At 60.8% G+C, this 18,043-nt stretch carries 17 protein-coding genes and 2 tRNA genes; 4 read left to right on the plus strand and 15 right to left on the minus strand.

The features are described 5' to 3' along the window. Positions 1-91 precede the first annotated feature (91 nt). Positions 92-1,783, plus strand: coding sequence for a sodium:solute symporter family protein (locus tag ACIOTN_RS03100; RefSeq protein WP_105656739.1), 1,692 nt, complete (start codon positions 92-94; stop codon positions 1,781-1,783). After that, on the plus strand, positions 1,783-1,914 hold the full coding sequence (locus tag ACIOTN_RS03105; protein ID WP_219844114.1) for a putative transporter small subunit: 132 nt from the start codon (positions 1,783-1,785) through the stop codon (positions 1,912-1,914). The genes ACIOTN_RS03100 and ACIOTN_RS03105 overlap by 1 nt, the downstream gene beginning before the upstream one ends. A 201-nt stretch (positions 1,915-2,115) precedes the next feature. Here ACIOTN_RS03105 and ACIOTN_RS03110 read toward each other — a convergent pair whose 3' ends face one another. The 8 genes from ACIOTN_RS03110 to msrB all read right to left on the minus strand — a co-directional run bounded on the left by ACIOTN_RS03110 (position 2,116) and on the right by msrB (position 11,505). After that, on the minus strand, positions 2,116-4,239 hold the full coding sequence (locus tag ACIOTN_RS03110) for a 3-hydroxyacyl-CoA dehydrogenase NAD-binding domain-containing protein (protein WP_402734773.1): 2,124 nt from the start codon (positions 4,237-4,239) through the stop codon (positions 2,116-2,118). A 10-nt stretch (positions 4,240-4,249) separates the two neighbouring features. Further along, entirely contained in the window at positions 4,250-5,500 is a 1,251-nt protein-coding gene (locus ACIOTN_RS03115) for an acetyl-CoA C-acyltransferase (protein ID WP_181148799.1), read from the minus strand. A gap of 158 nt (positions 5,501-5,658) precedes the next feature. After that, positions 5,659-6,909: an HRDC domain-containing protein gene (locus tag ACIOTN_RS03120; RefSeq protein WP_105656737.1), complete on the minus strand. Its 1,251-nt coding sequence runs from the start codon at positions 6,907-6,909 to the stop codon at positions 5,659-5,661. 46 nt (positions 6,910-6,955) lie between these two features. Further along, the gene (locus tag ACIOTN_RS03125; RefSeq protein WP_105656736.1) at positions 6,956-7,594 is read right to left on the minus strand and encodes a DUF3000 domain-containing protein; all 639 of its coding nucleotides are present in this window, start codon (positions 7,592-7,594) and stop codon (positions 6,956-6,958) included. A 61-nt stretch (positions 7,595-7,655) separates the two neighbouring features. Next, positions 7,656-8,717 (minus strand): low specificity L-threonine aldolase, encoded by a 1,062-nt coding sequence (locus ACIOTN_RS03130; protein ID WP_105656735.1) that lies wholly within the window; start codon positions 8,715-8,717, stop codon positions 7,656-7,658. Between the two features lie 82 nt (positions 8,718-8,799). Then, a complete protein-coding gene (locus ACIOTN_RS03135; RefSeq protein WP_286134570.1) occupies positions 8,800-9,504 on the minus strand; it encodes an SDR family oxidoreductase in 705 nt (234 codons plus the stop codon). Positions 9,505-9,526: 22 nt separating this feature from the next. After that, positions 9,527-10,912, minus strand: coding sequence for a DUF6421 family protein (locus tag ACIOTN_RS03140; protein WP_402734774.1), 1,386 nt, complete (start codon positions 10,910-10,912; stop codon positions 9,527-9,529). Between the two features lie 149 nt (positions 10,913-11,061). Further along, the gene (gene msrB / locus ACIOTN_RS03145) at positions 11,062-11,505 is read right to left on the minus strand and encodes a peptide-methionine (R)-S-oxide reductase MsrB (RefSeq protein WP_105656732.1); all 444 of its coding nucleotides are present in this window, start codon (positions 11,503-11,505) and stop codon (positions 11,062-11,064) included. A gap of 62 nt (positions 11,506-11,567) precedes the next feature. On the opposite strand from msrB, the gene ACIOTN_RS03150 reads away from it, so the two are divergent. Continuing rightward, the gene (locus ACIOTN_RS03150; protein WP_105656731.1) at positions 11,568-12,791 is read left to right on the plus strand and encodes a S9 family peptidase; all 1,224 of its coding nucleotides are present in this window, start codon (positions 11,568-11,570) and stop codon (positions 12,789-12,791) included. An 85-nt stretch (positions 12,792-12,876) separates the two neighbouring features. Here ACIOTN_RS03150 and ybaK read toward each other — a convergent pair whose 3' ends face one another. Genes ybaK through ACIOTN_RS03165 form a run of 3 tightly spaced genes read right to left on the minus strand, consistent with a single transcriptional unit; the run spans position 12,877 to position 14,789 of the window. Next, positions 12,877-13,380, minus strand: a complete 504-nt coding sequence (ybaK, locus tag ACIOTN_RS03155) for a Cys-tRNA(Pro) deacylase (protein WP_332594950.1) — start codon at positions 13,378-13,380, stop codon at positions 12,877-12,879. A 57-nt stretch (positions 13,381-13,437) separates the two neighbouring features. Continuing rightward, positions 13,438-13,878, minus strand: a complete 441-nt coding sequence (locus tag ACIOTN_RS03160; protein ID WP_105656729.1) for a SufE family protein — start codon at positions 13,876-13,878, stop codon at positions 13,438-13,440. Next, the gene (locus ACIOTN_RS03165; protein ID WP_332594951.1) at positions 13,875-14,789 is read right to left on the minus strand and encodes a sulfurtransferase; all 915 of its coding nucleotides are present in this window, start codon (positions 14,787-14,789) and stop codon (positions 13,875-13,877) included. The genes ACIOTN_RS03160 and ACIOTN_RS03165 overlap by 4 nt, the downstream gene beginning before the upstream one ends. A gap of 214 nt (positions 14,790-15,003) precedes the next feature. Here ACIOTN_RS03165 and zapE point away from each other — a divergent pair, with 214 nt between their 5' ends. Continuing rightward, positions 15,004-16,044 (plus strand): cell division protein ZapE, encoded by a 1,041-nt coding sequence (gene zapE, locus ACIOTN_RS03170; protein ID WP_388022377.1) that lies wholly within the window; start codon positions 15,004-15,006, stop codon positions 16,042-16,044. A gap of 24 nt (positions 16,045-16,068) precedes the next feature. Here the strand turns inward: zapE and ACIOTN_RS03175 are convergent, their stop codons facing one another. The 4 genes from ACIOTN_RS03175 to ACIOTN_RS03190 form a co-directional block, all read right to left on the minus strand. Then, the gene (locus tag ACIOTN_RS03175; protein ID WP_332498792.1) at positions 16,069-17,256 is read right to left on the minus strand and encodes a benzoate/H(+) symporter BenE family transporter; all 1,188 of its coding nucleotides are present in this window, start codon (positions 17,254-17,256) and stop codon (positions 16,069-16,071) included. A gap of 145 nt (positions 17,257-17,401) precedes the next feature. Continuing rightward, positions 17,402-17,611 carry an antitoxin gene (locus tag ACIOTN_RS03180; protein ID WP_133834248.1) on the minus strand — a complete coding sequence of 70 codons (210 nt, stop codon included), beginning with the start codon at positions 17,609-17,611 and terminating at the stop codon, positions 17,402-17,404. Between the two features lie 237 nt (positions 17,612-17,848). Then, positions 17,849-17,924, minus strand: a tRNA-Gly gene (locus ACIOTN_RS03185). Positions 17,925-17,943: 19 nt separating this feature from the next. Further along, a tRNA-Gly gene (locus tag ACIOTN_RS03190) sits at positions 17,944-18,019 on the minus strand. Positions 18,020-18,043 lie beyond the last annotated feature (24 nt).

Here is an 18,043-nt window from a genome sequence, read left to right on the forward strand (position 1 = left end):
ATCTCGCAGGAAGACGTGCAGGATAAGTCGCCGGTTGAGCATTTAGCTCCCGGCGCGAATCTCATCACTGTCTATTAGAGGGAGGTGGCGCGTGAATAACGAAATAGTGCAGTTCAGCGCCCTAACTGTTGTCTTGCTATTGGTGTTCTTCTATGGAGGAACCTTCTATATTTCCACCCGAATCGGGAAGAAGAAAGAAAACGCCGACGACTACATGACGGCGGGAAATAAAATTGGATTCGGCATTTCCGCTGCAAGCATGACCGCTACCTGGATCTGGGCCTCATCGATGTATGCCTCGGCCACGTCCGGGTACACCTACGGAATCTCCGGCCCGATCCACTATGGGCTCTGGGGTGCGTTGATGATTCTGTTCATCTACCCATTCGGCAAGCGGATACGCAAGGTCGCGCCACGCGCGCACACGCTCGCAGAGGTCATGCACGCACGCCATGGGCGCTCCAGCCAGCTGATGCTCGCCGGGTCGAATATCGTTGGTTCGGTCATCTCCTTGATGTCCAACTTCATTGCCGGTGGCGTATTGATTTCGATGCTTTCGCCCTTCAACTTCATCCAAGGCGTGCTGGCCGTTGCCGGCGGCGTTCTGCTCTACACGCTGTGGTCCGGATTCCGTGCCTCGGTATTGACCGACTTTGTCCAGGTCGTTGCCATGCTCGGCGCTGTAGCAATTATTGTCCCAGTAATCTTCTTTGCCTCAGGGTTCCCGGCCGCATTCGAAACCGGTGCGAGCAACTTGACCCCGCAGCAGTCCAATTTCTTCTCTTCTGAAGCATTCTTGGGCCAGGGCGCACCATACATTGCCGCTGTTCTGGCCTACGCAATTGGCAACCAGACCATTGCCCAGCGTCTCTTCGCAGTACGCGAGGACCTGATCAAGCCAACTTTCATCACTGCAACCATCGGCTACGGCGCGATGGTCATTGGCGTGGGCATGCTCGGCGTGCTCGCCCTGTACATTGGGTTCGAGCCATCCGGTGGCGACATGAACAACCTCATCCCTGAGATGGCAGCCAGCTACCTGCCAGGTGTACTGCTGGCGCTGTTCTTCATCATGATCATTGGTGCACTGTCGTCAACTGCTGACTCGGACTTGGCAGCTTTGTCCTCGATCATGATGGCCGACGTGTACGGACAGAACGTCGCAGGCAAGGACAAGGCTGATCCGAAGAAGATGCTTCTCATTGGCCGTGCGACCATGGTCGTTGCCACCGCGTTGGCAGTCGCTTTCGCGAGCATGCAACTGAACATCCTGGACCTGCTGGTCTTCGTAGGAGCTCTTTGGGGCGCGCTGGTCTTCCCGGTTTTGGCCAGCTTCTACTGGAAGAAGGTCACGAACAAGGCTTTCACCGTTTCAGTACTGGTTGCTCTGGCGATCTTCATCCCGGTTCGCTTCGAGCTGATCCCTATCAATGGCGTCACCGGCTTGCTGATCGAGTTGCTGTCGGTGATTGGCATTGGCGTGGTCTTGGCATTGATGAGCTTCGGGTTCTTCGGTCTGCGCGTCGCCAAAATTGTTGGGGTCGTCGCGATGCTGGCCAGCGCACCATTCGTCTTCGGATTCTTGCGCGACTACACGACCTTGAGCGCCTCGCTGGTTGCCTACTCGGTAAGTACCATCGTCTGCTACCTCATGTCATTCAGATCCAAGATGGAATTCGACTTCGATGTCATCGCAGTACGCACCGGTGACTTCGACGCAGTACCTGCAAAGACCGGGGCTGCAGAAGCCGGACACGACCCAAAGAGCCTGGGAGGCAAATAATGACGACGTTTTTCCTGAGCCTGTACGTACTGGTATGGCCAGTTATAGTGGCCGGAGTACTGTTCTTCATCAGCAGGGGATTTATCCAGGAATGGCTGGAAGCCCGTCGCAATGGTGAAGACATCATCTAAGTAACTGGGCATGCGAAGCCCAGCTCCATGGAGCGCAGGAACCCCGTACAGCAGCATTTACCAGCTGTACGGGGTTCCTGCATCTTAACGGGGCAGCAAGAAGCCGGGACCAGCTTTCCTCATGAGGGAAGCGGTCACGGCATCTCGCATGGGTCCAGCACTCAGGGAGAAGCACCGGAACCAAGAACGGCCCGGAAGGTACTAGCCGTTGAACCTCTTCCCGTTGACACGTTCGGAGGCGCCAACCTGGTCCAGGTACGGGGTGATGCCACCGAGGTGCATTGGCCAGCCGGCACCGGTGATCATGCATAGATCGACGTCGGCTGCTTCGGCAACGACGCCCTCATCCAGCAGCAGCCCGATTTCCTCGGCCAGAGCATCTTGAACACGAGCCAGGATCTGTTCCTTGCTCGAGTGCTGATCGCCGAAGGCCATCAGCTTTTCAGCCTCGGGATTCAGCACCTGGTTGCCTGCCTCATCCTTGACCCAGAGGGCAGTGATCTTGGCATCGATCAGTTTCTGCAGATTCTCCGAGACGGCAAATCGTTCGCCGAAAGCGGCGTTCAGCGACTCGTTGACATGCTGCGCGACCGGCAGACCTACCATCGCCAACAAGGTCAACGGGCTCATTGGCAGGCCCATGGGGGTCAGTGCCGAGTCAGCTGTCTTCGCGTCGGTGCCCTCGTCGAAAGCGGCCTGGACTTCACTCATCAGGCGAAGCAGTACGCGGTTGACCACGAATGCGGCAGAATCCTTGGTTTTCACCGTGGTCTTCTTCAGCTTCTTGCCCAGCACGAATGCAGTGGACAGCGAGGAATCGTTGGTCCACTCCGTAGCAGCAATTTCCAGCAGCGGCATCACGGCTACCGGGTTGAAGAAGTGGAAACCGACCAGGCGCTCTGGATGCGACAAGTCGCGGCCCATCTCGGTGACAGAGAGCGAGGAAGTGTTGGTGGCCAGGATGCACTCGGGGGAGACCACGGCTTCAACCTCTGCGAAAACTTGCTTCTTCACATTCAGCTCTTCGAAGACGGCCTCGATGACGAAGTCGGCATCCGCGAACGCCTTCTTGGTGACCGATCCGGTAACCAGAGCCTTGGTGCGGTTGACCGCATCCTGGCTCATGCGGCCCTTGGCGTGCAGCTTGTCGATCTCGCCATGGATGTAGGCAAGGCCCTTGTCCACGCGCGATTGATCCAGATCGGTGATAACCACCGGAACGTTCAGGCGGCGGGCGAACAGCAGGGCCAGCTGGCCAGCCATCAACCCTGCGCCAACGACACCCACTTTGGTGACGGGGCGCGCGAGCTTTGGATCCGGTGCGCCGGCGGGGCGCTTGCCGCGCTTCTGGACCAGGTCCAGGAAGGCGTACACGGTGTTCTGGAACTGCGGGGTGCTCATCAGGCCAGTCAGCGCTTCGACTTCAAGGACTGCTGATTCCTGCTGCGAGATGGCCAGGCCCTTGCGGAAGACCTCAAGCACCTTGTACGGTGCCGGGGCCGCGCCGGACAGCTTCGCATCGACGAACTTTTCGGCAGCGTCGGCCGCATCCAGCCAGCGGCGAGCAACCTCGGGATCGGTTGGATCGACCGCATTGGGGCGCTTGACCTCTGTGGTTCCGGAGATGACACCGTCAGCGAAGGCAATGGAGTGCTCGATGAAGTCAGCTGGTTCGAACAGGGCGTCGGCCACCCCCATCTTGGCAGCTGCCGGACCGGAGAGGGTGCGGTTGCTGTTCAGCGGGTTCTCGATCATGACCTTCAGCGCGTTCTCGGGGCCGACTAGGCGGGGCAGGCGGTATACGCCGGCCCAACCCGGAATCAGGCCGAGGAAACCTTCTGGCAGGCCCAAAGCGCCCGCGGCGGTGCTGACCGTGCGGTAGTTGCAAGCCAGCGCGATTTCCAAGCCGCCGCCGAGCGCCAGGCCGTTGATGAAAGCGAAGGTCGGAACGCCCAAATCGGCAAGCAGCTCATAGGTGTAGTGGCCCAGCGAAGCCATGGCGGTTGATTGATCCGGTGCGCTCAGGCGGGTGACGGCCGACAGGTCGGTACCGGCAATCAGGAAGTACGGCTTGCCGGTGATCGCCAGGGCATCGATCTCGCCATTCTTGGCGCGTTCTGCTTGGACTTCCAGCGCGGCGCGCAGTTCCAGCAGGCCATTGGGCCCGAGGGTGGTCGGCTTCTTGTGGTCCAGGCCGTTATCCAGGGTCAGCAGTGCCATTGTCTTGCCGCTTGGCAAGGCCACATCCTTCACGAAGGTGTGGGTGACGGTCTCATCGTGCATCAGCTGCGCGACAGCCTGGAAATCTTTGCTCATTGCAGTCATTGTCTCTTCCTTATGCCTTGCTGCCGAAGTCCGCGTGGTTTGGGTTCTCCCAGATCACTGTGCCGCCCATGCCCAAGCCGATGCACATGGTGGTGATGCCATAGCGCACCGAATGGTCTTCGGAGAACTGGCGGGCCAGCTGGGACATCAGGCGCACGCCGGAAGAGGCCAGCGGGTGGCCCACGGCGATGGCACCGCCGTACCGGTTCACGCGCTCATCGTCCTGGTCGATTCCGTAGTAGTCGAGGAAGGACAGCACTTGCACGGCGAAAGCCTCGTTGATTTCGAACAGGCCGATGTCGTTGATGCCAAGGCCGGCCTTGGCCAGGGCCTTTTCGGTGGCCGGCACCGGCCCGTAGCCCATCACGTCCGGGTCCACGCCGGCGAAGGCGAAGGAGACCATGCGCATCTTCGGTTCCAGGCCCAGTTCGCGCACTGCCTCGCCGCTGGCCAGCAGGGCGGCGGTGGCTCCGTCGTTCAAGCCTGCTGCGTTGCCTGCGGTCACGCGTCCGTGGGCGCGGAAGGGGGTGCGCAGTTCGGCCAGCGATTCCATGGTGGTGCCTGGCCGTGGCGGCTCGTCAACCGAGTTCACGGCCCAGCCTTCGCCCGGCCGCTTGGCTGCCACGGGGATCAGATCGGCCTGGATCTGCTGGTTCTCGTAGGCCTTGGCCAGCTTGGCCTGCGATGCGACAGCATAGCGGTCGGCGCGTTCCTTGGTGATCGCAGGGAAGCGGTCGTGCAGGTTCTCCGCGGTATTGCCCATGTTCAATGCTTGCGGGTCGACGATGCGCTCGGAGAGGAAGCGCGGGTTCGGGTCCGCTCCGGCGCCCATGGGGTGGTTGCCCATGTGCTCCACGCCGCCGGCGACCACTACGTCGTAGGCGCCGAAAGCGATGCCGCCGGCGGTCGCGGTGACGGCGGTCATCGCTCCGGCGCACATGCGGTCGATGGCGAAGCCCGGAACGGACTTGGGGATACCGGAGAGCAGGCCCACGGTGCGGCCCAAGGTCAAGCCCTGATCGCCGGACTGCGTAGTTGCGGCAATGGAGATCTCGTCGATCTTCTCGGCAGGAACTTCCGGGTTGCGTTCCAGCAGGCCGCGTACGGCTTTGACGGCAAGGTCATCGGCGCGGGTACCGTGGTAGATCCCCTTCTCGCCGGCTTTGCCAAATGGGGTGCGTACCCCGTCGATGAAGACGACATCGCGGTCGTCGAGCGAAGGGCGCGCATTGTTGCGCACGGTCGAAGCGTTGGCACTCACCGTCGGGCTCCTTGGGGTTGGTTCATGCTGCCCGTGAAGACCGGGCAGTGGCCAGCATCACTGTGACCTGAACCATACGTTACTCAGTAGTAACTTGAAGTGCAAGTGCAGCACCTCGCAAATCCGGGAACCCGCGGTGAATCCTTCTTGGAAACCGCCTAGGCCTGCTTCAACGCGATGGCCAGCTTGTCCGCAAGAAGTCCACGCTGCCACTGGCGGGCACCGAGATTTTCCAGCATGTCCGCTACGCTTGCCTCACTGATGCGAGCCGGCGCATTCCAGCACAATTCACGCAGGTACTTCGGGGTCAAGAGATTCTCGCCGGGAATATTCCAGTGCTCGCTCACCTCATTGACGACCAGCTTGGCCGCGTCCAGCCGGTTCGCCGCGGCCGGGTTCTTTTCGGCCCATGAGCGGGGGTGCGGCAAGTCCGGCTTGGGGGCGCGCAGGTCGGGCAGGTCCCTGGTGCTATTGCCGCGCTTGATCGCGTCGACCCAGCGTGCGGCATCGCGTTTGGCATTGCGCGTGTGGAACCCGGGGATCTGCAAGAGCGCTGGAACGCTGGTGGCGCGCTGATCCACGGCGGCCATGATGGCGCGGTCGGGAATGAGCCGACCCGGGGCAACGTCGCGGCTCTGCGCCAGGGCTTCGCGGGAAAGCCACAGTTCGCGAGCTACCGCCAGATTGCGTCGGCTCTTGAGCTTATGGATGCCGGACAATTTGCGCCACGGCACCTGTGCCGGGGAAGGGTCAGGCAGATTGCGTTCGTACTCGAATTCCTGGAAGGCGAAATCCAGCTTGCCCTGCTCTTCCAGCACCGCGGTGATGGCCTGGCGCAGCTCTTCGAGAACTTCCACATCCAGTGCGGCGTAGTTCAGCCATGATTCAGGCAACGGGCGGGTGGACCAGTCCACTGCCGAATGTTCTTTGGCCAACTGCAGCTCGAGCAATTCGCCCACCATGGTACCCAGCGAGACGCGGGGGAATCCCGCAAGACGGCCAGCCATCTCGGTATCGAACAGCGAGGTAGGGGACATGCCCAATTCGTGCAGGCACGGCAAATCCTGGGTGGCCGCATGCAGGATCCAGGGCTGCTCGTTGACGAACTCGCGCAGCGGGGACAGATCGTCCAGGGTTTCAGGGTCGATCAGCCAAGTACCCGCACCTTCTCGGCGAATCTGCAGCAAGAAGGCGCGCTGGCCGTAGCGGAACCCGCTGGCTCTTTCGGTATCCACGGCCAGATCGCCGATGCCGGCTTCCAGCGCCCGCACTGCACGGCGCAAGGCAGGTGCGGTGTCGATGACTTCGGGGATCCCGTCGCGTGGCGCACTTAGTGGCGTCAGAACGGGTGCGGCGGCCTCGTTGGCAGTGGTGGATGATGCGGGAGCGGAAGAGTCAGAATTCGGCATGGTGCTTCCATTCTAGGACTATTCGGCTCCATCGCATTGATAATCGCTAGCTCAGGCGGCGATGAGGCAGCTGCTGCACACCTTCGGGCAGGGGAGGCAGGCCGGCGAAAGTGCAAACCATATCGGCCCACGCGCTCAGATGCGTTCCCAGATGGTCAGAGTCCGGGGACCAGGAAGCACGCAGCTCGATATCGATATGGTCTTGTTCCCCGGCGAGATTGCCGAAGGATTCGGAAATTACCCGAGTCGCAGTACCGCCAGCGGAATGGTATGCGGCGTCGCGATCGCGCAGGGCTTCTTCGAGCCATGACCACGCGACGGAAGCCAGCATGGAATCCTGGCCCATTTCATGATCCAGACGGGCCCGAATGTAGGTGACGATGCGGAACTGGCCATTCCACAGTTCTTGGCCTGCGGGGTCGAAGAGGAGGATGAAGCGTCCGGTGGCCAGCTGCTCGGCTGGTTGGAGGAACGGGGTGCGGCCAATCTCCTGGCCCTGGGGGCCGTGTCCGGGAGCAACCACATCCATCACGTCGCCGCTGAGTGCCAGCGCGAACGGCGCCAGCCTGCCAGGGGCCGGAATTTCGGTGAATTTCAGTTCCTTGCGCACCTTGGCATGCGACAACTCTTCAAGGGCCGTGGCAAAGGCCTTCGGAATGGCGGAAGCAGGGCGATCATTGGTCACAATTTGAGTCTAAGCGCGCCGTACCCGAGCATGGGTACGGCGCGCCGACCGCGGGTTCATGCTAAGCGGCGGCGTAGGCGCCGAGCAGCTCGTGCAGCTTGGCAATGAACGCTGCAACATCTTCCTCGGTGGTGTCGAACGAGCACATCCAGCGCACTTGGCCGGCCGCGCGATCCCAGTCGTAGAAGCGGAAGTGCTCGCGCAGCTGGTCGCTGACCTCGGTAGGCAGCTGGGCGAAGACGCCGTTGGCCTGAGTCGGGTAGACCAGCTGGACTCCGTCAATTTCCTCAACTGCCTGCGAGAGCTTGGCGGCCATGGCGTTGGAGTGGCTTGCCAATTCGCGCCACAGATCGGTGCCGTAGAGCTCGATCAGCTGTGCGGAGATGAAGCGCATTTTCGAACCCAGCTGCATGTTCATCTTGCGCAGGTACTTCAGGTCCTGGGCCAGTTCGCTGCGCAGGGTCAAAATGCCCTCACCGAGCAGGATGCCGTTCTTGGTACCGCCGAGGGAAACAATGTCCACGCCGACGTCAGTGGTCAGCGCGCGCAACGGCACGCCCAGGGAGGCCGCGGCGTTGGACAGGCGCGAGCCATCCAGATGCACTTTCATGCCCAGCTTGTGCGCGTGGTCGGTGATGGCCTTGATTTCCCCAGGGGTGTACAGGGTGCCCAGCTCGGTGGCCTGGGTGATCGACACGGCCAGCGGCTGCGCGCGGTGCTCGTCGCCCCAGCCCCATGCTTCCTGGTCGATCAGCTCTGGAGTCAGTTTGCCGTCGGGAGTGTCAACCTGCAGCAGCTTGAAGCCGCCGATGCGCTCCGGCGCACCGTTCTCATCCACGTTGATATGTGCAGAAGATGCGCAGATGACAGCGCCCCAGCGTGGAAGCAAGGACTGCAAGGCGATGACGTTGGCGCCGGTGCCGTTGAAAACCGGGAAGATCTGGGCTTCCGGGCCAAAGGCATTGCGGGCGACGTTGCCTAGTTCCTCGGTGTACTGGTCCTCACCGTAGGAGATCTGGTGGCCGCCGTTGGCGCGGGCAATCGCATCCATGATGCGCGGGTGCACGCCAGAATAATTATCCGAAGCGAATCCGCGAATCGAAGCGTCGTGGGTAAAAGTCATGCTGTGGAGGTCCTTAGTAGTTCAAGGGGTGAAGTCGAAAGCTATGCCAGTGCAGCGCCCAGAGGTGTGCACCGACCAGTAATCAGGCCTTGGGCAATGCAACCCGGGTGCCGTTGAGCTCGCGGGCATCCTGGCCAAGCAAAGCCACTGCGGCCTGGGCAAGAAACTGCACCGGGGTCTGCCCGGAAGGCGTTTCTTCGGGAGACTTGTCGCTCAATGCCTTGACGACCCAACTCACCGCGGCGGCATTTTCTGCCTGCTTGGCGAACAGGCGGGCGATGGCATTGACCCAGTGTTCCGCTGCGGCCTTGACCGCACCGTAGTTGGCATTGGACGGGGTCGGATTCAGCACTGCCTCGGCACTGACTATCGCCAAGCGGCCTGCGGGGGAGGCGACCAGATCATCGACGAAGGCGCGGGAGGTGTTGCGCAGGGTGGTCAGCACGCTGCTGTGCAAGAAATCCCAGTCCTCGTCGGTTTGGCCGGTGATCGACTTACCGCCACGCCAGCCACCTACCAGGTGGATCAGCGCATCGATGCTGCCGTGCTCTTCATGAATCCGCAGTGCCAATTGCTTGACCGCTGCGAAGTCGCCCAGATCGCATTCATAGCGGGCATGAACGAACGGGAGGCGTTCGTCGAGGCGCTCTTGGTTGCTTCCCACTGCAAGCACACGCGCTCCGGCATCAACCAGCGCGGTGGCGCTGGCAATGCCGGAGGCGGAAGTAGCACCGGCAAGGAGCACTAGTCTGGATGTCTCGTTCAAGGAGATTCTTTCTTTGCTCACATTTTCTAGCCTAGAGGAAAGGCTAGATTTTCGTTGCCCCGGTCATGCCCTTGGTCGATTCGATGACGGTGGCCATTTTCTTATTCAGAGCTTCGTAGAACATCGACAGCGGGAATTCATCGTCCATGACCTGGTCGGTGATTTCACGTAGTGGTGCGGTCAGCGGCAGGGCATCCGGACCCTTGGCCCAGACCGACGCGGGGTTCGGGGTGACGGTGGCCGAAACCAGTTCGTAGGCAGCAAGCCAGTGAGCCAGCTTCGGACGGTCGATGGACTTCCAATACAGTTCGTCGATCGCATCCCCCAAGGCTGCAACCACCTCGGGTACCTGATCCCAATCGATGCTCAACTTGGTGTCGGTCCAGTGCAGTACATGGTGCTGGTGCATCCATGCGAACAGCAACTGGCCACCGAGACCGTCGTAGTTGCGTACGCGCGAGCCGGTGATGGCGAAGCGGAAGATGCGGTCGAAGATCACCGCGTATTGCACCAGCTTGGCCATCTTGGCGCTCTTCTGATCCGAAGCCGGGTTGGCGGCGATCTTCATGCATTCGCGGAACGCGGTCAAATCGCAACGCAGTTCTTCGAGCGAGTACAGGAAGAACGGCATGCGCTGCTTGATCATGAACGGGTCGAATGGCAGATCGCCACGCATGTGGGTGCGGTCGTGAATCAGGTCCCACATGATGAAGGTTTCTTCGGTCAGGTGCTGGTCCTTGAGCAGCTCTGCGGCGTCATCGGGCAGTTCGAGGTTGGTGATGCGTGAAGCTTCCTGCAGGACCTTGCGGAAGCGTACAGCCTCACGATCCTGGAAGATCGCGCCCCAAGTGAATGACGGAGTCTGCCGAATGGCGACCGACTCCGGGAAGAGCACCGCGGAATTGGTGTTGTAGCCTTCGGTGAAGTCGATGAAGCGCAGCGGCACGAACAGGGCGTTGGCGTAGTCCTTGCTCTCCAGATCGGCAATGAACTCAGGCCACATGACCTGCACCAGCACGGCTTCGAGGTGGCGGTTGGTTGAACCGTTCTGGGTGTACATCGGGAAAAGCACCAGATGCAGCAGGCCGTCAATGCGCTGGGCCTGGGGCTGGAACTGCATCAGCGAATCGAGGAAGTCGGGAACGCCGAAGCCTGCATCTGCCCACTGGCGCAGGTCCGTGACCACCTGTTCGAGGTACTCTGCGTCGTGCTCGAAGTGCACGCGCAAGGACTGCACCGACTCGATGATGGAATCAACGAGCTTGGCAGCCTGTGGTGCAGATGCGCTGTCGGCCAAGGAACCGTCCTGTCCCTGGAGGCCCTGGAACTCGGTGGCGGCAGACTTCAGCGTCAGCCAAGCTTCCGAGTTTGCGATCTGCAGTACTTCTGCGTCGGTGGCCGGTACTGGCTTGGAGGAAATCTGAGTCATTTCATACACCTTCTTTTCATGTTTGGGGCAGCGCTCAAGTGCTTACCTTGAACGCTACGCTCAAACAACAGAAAAGGTGATGCTAAGTCATCAGTGAATAAGCAACTCTTGCTCTAAAAGTGATCCATGCCTTGCCACCGACAAAGGCATTAGCCCTGAGCAGGACGCAGGGTCAAGCTCAAAGAGTTCATGCAGTAACGCAGATCGGTTGGGGTTTGGAAACCTTCACCCTCGAAAACGTGGCCCATATGCGAATCGCAATTGGCGCAACGCACCTCAACACGCTTCATGCCCATGGACTCGTCGCTGATATAGCGCACCCGATCTTCGGCCAACGGCGCGAAGAAGGAAGGCCAGCCGCAACCGGCATCGAACTTCGTAGTGCTGGCGAACAGTTCCGAACCGCAGGCTCGGCAGGAGTACACGCCCTCGGTAGTGGTATCCCAGTATTCGCCGGTAAATGGACGCTCGGTCCCTGCTTGGCGCAATACGCGGAATTCCTCGGAAGAGAGGATCTGCTGCCACTGCACATCGCTGCGCGCGGTTGCTTCGTCTGCTGGCTGTGCTGATTGGTTTACCGATTCATCATTCATGCAATATAAAACGCTTGAGCAGGCTAGATGATTCCCGGGCCAGGTCATGGAAAGATGAAAACATGGCTCGGAACATCGTAGATACCATGCAACCCCGCAGCGCAGTGCCTGCAACCCTGATTGGGGTTGGGCTGGGACTGGGCGCCGGTTCCCTGGTGGCCGCCAGCGTATCAGCGCTCGCCGGTTACTTCGCCCGACGTGTAGTGACCCCGGAAGAACGCCGCACCGGCAACAGCATCATCCGGGAGGTCGTCACCGATGCCGAGGGCAAACTCTGGTTGCATTTCAACAAGGACGCCGATACCAGCGAACCTGGTCCGTGCAGCTTCCTCACCGAATTCGACTCCTGCGCGCTGCGGCTTTCCGCGCCGGAAGCCGTTCCGGGCAAATCCCGCCTGGTGGCGCGCAAAATCGAGAAGATCTATCACGGCACCCTCCAGGGAGTACGCCGCGGCAACCTATCCGGGGCAATTTACGAGCACCCCGCGGACCTGGGCTTTGACGCAGAAGACGTAGTCGTGCCCCTGGATGGCGGCGACGGTCCAGCCTGGCTGGTGCGTGGCTCCACGAACGAAGATGTCTGGGTGATTGGCGTGCACGGCCGAGGCGCCCGACGTAATGAGACCATTCGGGCGCTGCCTGCCTTGAGCGAACTCGGGGTTACGACCTTGCTGATGAGCTACCGCAATGACGGTTTGGCTCCGAGCGCCCCGGATGGCCGCTACGGTCTGGGCGATACCGAATGGCATGACGTGGAATCGGGTATCCAATTCGCACTGGACCGCGGAGCGAAGCAGATCATCTTGCTGGGCTGGTCCATGGGAGGTGCCATCAGCCTGCAGGCCGCCGATCGGAGCAAGCTGGCCCACCATATTGACTCGCTCATGCTGGTCGGCCCGGTAATCAATTGGGTAGATGTGCTTTCGCACCAGGCCCGGGCCAATAAGATCCCGCAATCGGTGGGCCTGTTCGGCCAGTGGCTGCTGTCCAATAAGGCAGGGCGCTGGGTCACCGGCCAAGCGGCCCCGGTCAATCTGCGCCGGTTGAATTGGGTGGACCGCGCGGACGAATTGAAATTCCCGACGCTGATAATGCACAGCCGTGATGACGAGTTCGTCCCTAATGGCCCGAGCTTGAAACTGGCGGCGCTGCGCCCGGATTTGGTCACGCTCAAGACCTTTGCCAAGGCAGGGCACACGCGTGAGCCGAATGTGGATCCACAGGGTTTTGCCCGGGCGATCACCGACTTCTTGAGCAAGCGCATGCCGCTGCCTCAAGTCCAGTAGCCCAAGGCGGCAAAGGGCCCTGCCCGCGAGAACGATCAACAGATCTCGATCCCGCAGGCAGGGCCCTTTTTTGGCCAATCGCTGTCTAGCCGGAGGCGATCGGCGCCCAAATGGCTCCGGTCGCCTTCGCGGCATCTCGCGGAGCGATCTCCAGGCTGAAACCGCGGCGCCCGCCAGAAATGAATACCGTCTCGAACTGCTGCGCACTGGAGTCAATGACGGTAGCGGTTTTCTGGCGCTGCCCGAACGGGGAAATCCCGCCCAGGACATAGCCGCTGCGTCGCTGGGCGGCAGCCCTGTCAGCCATCTGCGCCTTCTTCTTGCCCAACGCGGTGCCAATCGCCTTCAGATCCAGCTTCGCATTCACTGGCACCACTGCGACGGCCAGATCCTGGGCGGCGTTGGCCCCGGTGGAGACCATCAGGGTCTTGAAGACCCGGTCGCCACTGGCACCCAATTGCTCGGCTGCTTCGGCGCCGTAGCTTTCGGCCAAGTCGCTATGCGCATAGCTGTGCGCTACATAGTTGATACCTGCCGCATCCAGCGCGGCGGTCGCCGGGGTGGAGGCGGCCTGCTTCTTCTTGCCCACGTGCTTGGGGATCCTTAACTACTGCTTATTGGCTTCTAGCTGCGTTCGATGCAAAACCTACGCAGGCAGCTGCTCTGAGATCTGGCGCTTAATGCGGCCGAGCATGGCGGTCATGCCGCGCATGCGCAACGGCGACAGCGCACGGGTCAGACCCAGCTGCTGGGGCATGTCATCGGGAACGGCGAGAATCGCTGCGGCCTCCGCGCCGTCCAGGCCGGCAGCCAGCACCGAGGCGAAGCCGCGGGTGGTTGGAGCCTCCGGGGGAGCGGAGAAGAACAGTCCCACCGGGTTATTCGCTTCGGCCGAGACCTCGACGGCCAGGAACAGCGGCGACTGGCATTCGACAACCTGCTCGAATAGTTCAGGATGATCAGCCAGGCGTGCTGGAAGCTCGGGCAGCTCGCGCGAGTACTCCAGCAGCAGTTCCAAGCGGTCGGCCTCGGGCACCTCGGTGAACTCCTCGACGATTTCGTTCAGTGCATCGGGGAGCTGGCTCATGCGCGGGCTCCGCGCTGTGCAGGCATCTCGCCGGCGGCTTCGCCGCGAACGATGGGCACGCCAACCGCGTTGCCCCACTCGGTCCATGAACCGTCGTAGTTGCGCACGGTTTCGAAGCCCAGCAGGTGCTTGAGCACGAACCAGGTATGGCTCGAACGTTCACCGATGCGGCAGTAGGCCACCACATCGTCGCCCGGCTTCAGGCCGGCGCCGTCGAGGTAGATGGCTTCCAATTCTCCGCGCGAGCGGAAGGTGCCGTCCTCGGCCGCAGCCTTGGCCCATGGCACCGATGCGGCGGTTGGGATGTGCCCGCCGCGCAGGGCGCCTTCTTCCGGGTAATTCGGCATGTGGGTACGTTCGCCGGTGTATTCCTCGGCCGAACGCACGTCGATCAGCGGGTTGCCCAGGTGCTTCAGGACCTCCGGAAGGAAAGCGCGGATCTCGGAGTCGACGCGCTCGATCACCGGGTATTCGGTGGCGGTCACGGCCGGCTTCTCGGTGCTCAGCTCGCGGCCTTCAGCGATCCACTTGTCGCGGCCGCCGTCCATCAGGCGGACATCTTCGTGGCCGAAAAGTGTGAAGACCCACAGCGCGTAGGCGGCCCACCAGTTGGACTTGTCCCCGTAGATGACCACGGTCGACTCGCGGGTGATGCCCTTGGCGGCCATCAGCTGTGCGAAGCCTTCGCCGTCGACGTAGTCGCGCGTGACTTCGTCATTCAGCTCCGTGTGCCAGTCAATCTTCAGTGCGCCTGGCACGTGGCCAGTGGAATACAGCAAGATGTCCTCATCCGATTCCAGTACTACGAGATTCTCGGCTCCGAGGTTGTCTGCCACCCACTGGGTGGAAACCAGTCGTTCTGGGTGAGCGTAGGCAGCATATTTCTCGTTGGATTCGACGGGCAACGACATTCCTAATCACGATCCTTGCGGGTGTCAGTTTTTGCCACGCTGGAAACAGCGGGCACGGGCATTACTTCTAGCCTAGTCCTCATCCATTGCGAACCCAGTGTGCTCTACGACATTTTCGGCAATGATTCGCCGCGTTCAAGGTAAACTGGCCGATGGGAAAGCCACGGCTTCCCGACCATTTCCTGAGCAATCAACTGAAGGACTCCCACAGCCAATGGCGACGATCACCCACCTGAGCGAGACCAAGCCGAATCTTTCAATCGAAGAACTGCTGGCCGGATTCCACCCGTCCTACCGCTTTGGTGAAGTGTCCTTCAATACCTATCGCCCGGATCCTAACCAGCCTTCGCAGACCGAAGCCGTCAATAAGCTCAAGGCTTTCGCAGAAACCGTGGGCAAGAACAGCTCCGGTTCGTTCTTCTCCAAGCTTTTCGGCAAGAAGAAGGAAACCAAGAACGGCATCTACCTCGATGGCGGCTTCGGCGTGGGCAAGACCCACCTGCTCGCCTCCCTGTGGCATGCAGCCCCGGGCCGCAAGGCCTTCGGCACCTTCGTTGAGTACACCAACCTGGTTGGCGCGCTGTCCTTCCGCCAGACCGTTGAAGTGCTCAGCCAATACTCGCTGGTCTGCATCGACGAGTTCGAACTGGATGATCCGGGGGACACCGTGCTGATGTCCCGGTTGATGCGCGAGCTGTCCGATGCTGGCGTGAAGCTGGCGGCAACCTCCAACACCCTGCCTGGTGCGCTGGGCGAGGGGCGCTTCGCGGCAGTGGATTTCCAGCGTGAAATCAAGACCCTGTCAGAGCAGTTCGACGTGCACCGCGTCGAAGGCGAAGACTTCCGCCACCGTGGCCTGCCCGATGCCCCCGAGCCCTTGGACGATGCGAGCATCGAGGCATTCGCCCTGGATCGCTACCCGGACAAGACCTTGGCCGATGACAACTTCGACGATCTGGTGGCTCACCTTTCGAAGGTTCACCCGTCGCGTTACCGCCAGTTGCTTTCCGAGACTGATGTGCTGGTTCTGCACAACGTGGATACCATCACCGATCAGGCCATCGCCCTGCGTTTCGTGGTTCTTGCTGACCGCCTGTACGACAAGGACGTGCCAATCGTTGCCTCAGGCAAGCCATTCAGCGAACTGTTCACCCCGGAAATGATGTCCGGCGGCTACCAGAAAAAGTACTTCCGCGCCGTCTCGCGCCTGACCGCTTTGGCTCGTGAAGGCCAAGTTGGAGAACCAGCGCTCTAAGCCGGAAACACCGGTCCCGCCACTTCATCGTCGAGCCCTGCGCTCGACGATGAAGTGCGTTAAGAGCCCTGCCACCAAGGCCCAGAAGGCTCCGCCGATCCCGAAGAGCGTGAGATTGCCGGCAGCGACCAGGACCGTGGCCAATGCGCTCAACCGCCAGGAGGAATCGGCCATCGCTCCGAGCAGCGCATTGGCGAGTGTTGCCAGCAACGCCAAGCCCGCCGCCGCCTGGAACAGCCCCTCGGGCGACGCGCTGGCCACCGATACGATCAGCGCGCTCAAGGCACCGAAGACCAAGTAGAACACGCCTGAACTCGCCGCCGCCCGCCAACGCAGCCGGGGGTCCGGGCCGGCCTGCTCTCCGGCAGCCAGCGCCGCGGTGATTGCCGCCAGGTTGATGGCATGCCCGCCGAAGAACGCGCCGCTAGCCGACCCCACTCCGGTCGCCAGCATGGTGGGGCGCCACGGCGCTGTGTACCCGAAGGAGCTGAGCACGGCCACGCCCGGAATATTCTGCGATGCCATCGTCACCACGAACAACGGAACGCTGATGCTGGCAATGGCCTGCCAGGAGAATTCAGGACTGACCCATTGCAGCTGCGGAAGAACTTCGAGTGAATCCCACGTCGCGGTGCGTCCAATATGCCATAGGCCGAACCCCACCGCCGCCAGCATGCTCAGCGCTACAGCGAATTTCGGAAGGATCCTGAGCCCGACGAAGAACACCAGGAGGATACCCAACGCGGGCAACGGGATGCTGGCCACGGCTGTAAATGGTTTCAGGCACAGCGGGATCAAGACACCGGCGAGCATGCCTTGGGCAATTGGGACCGGAATACGAGTGAGCAGCCGGTGCAAGGACGGTACCAGACCGGTCAACATGATCAGTGCGCCGCTGACGATGAATGCCCCCACTGCCTGATTGAACCCGAACACTCCGGGAGCCAGTGAGGCGAGCATCGCGGCACCGGGAGTGGACCATGCAATGCTGATCGGCTGGCGGTATCGCAGCGAAAGCGCAATGGTGCTCAGGCCTATGCAGAGGGACAGGACGAATAAGCCTGAGGCGGCCTGTTCGCTAGAAGCTCCGACCTGGAATAATCCGGCCAGTACGACGGCGAAGGATGCTACAAACCCCACCATGGTGGTGATCAATCCCGCAAGCACGGAATGGAAAAGGCCAGCTCCATCTGGGGGCGTGTGACGAGTCATACTCTTTTTCTACAGGGTGGCGCCGGTTGGCCGAAAATCGGCATGAATTAATTCCCCTGATATGACGTTAAAGCAGGGAAGGTACCGACCTCGGTCGGTACCTTCCCTGGATGCTCGGGCAAGCCGAGGGGAGTGCGTCGAGGAATTAGGCCTCGTTATTCTCGCCTTCGCCTCCGCCAAGGCCATTGAGGTAGTCGCCAGCGCCCTGCTGGACACCGTCTACCTGCTCGGCGAACTTGCCGCCGGTCTTGTCATCGACAAAATCACCAGCCTGTTCGATACCCTGGGATACCTGCTCCGGGTTCTCCTTGGCGAATTCCTCTGCCTTGCCACGCAGATCATCAAATCCTGCCATGCTGCACCTCCATTCGTCTGTGGGAACCCCTGTAGCTCCACAACTACTACCCACCCTAAAGGCTCAGGCCAACGCATGGAAGTGCATTAGGAACATTTCCCGAGTTGCCTCGGTGTTTTGCTGGTGGCTGTCAGATTGCACACAGGTTAGCTATTTACTAGTCAGGGAAGTGGTAGCCGCCTGGAATGATGGTTAAAGCAAAGATGGGAATCACGAAAAGTGATTCCCATCTTTATTTGGAGCGGTCAACGAGGTTCGAACTCGCGACCTCAACCTTGGCAAGGTTGCGCTCTACCAGCTGAGCTATGACCGCAAAACTATATTCAATTATTTGGAGCGGTCAACGAGGTTCGAACTCGCGACCTCAACCTTGGCAAGGTTGCGCTCTACCAGCTGAGCTATGACCGCATATATTTAATTAGTAGATCCATG

It is taken from the genome of Glutamicibacter sp. NPDC087661 (assembly GCF_044743275.1).
GTDB lineage: Bacteria > Actinomycetota > Actinomycetes > Actinomycetales > Micrococcaceae > Glutamicibacter.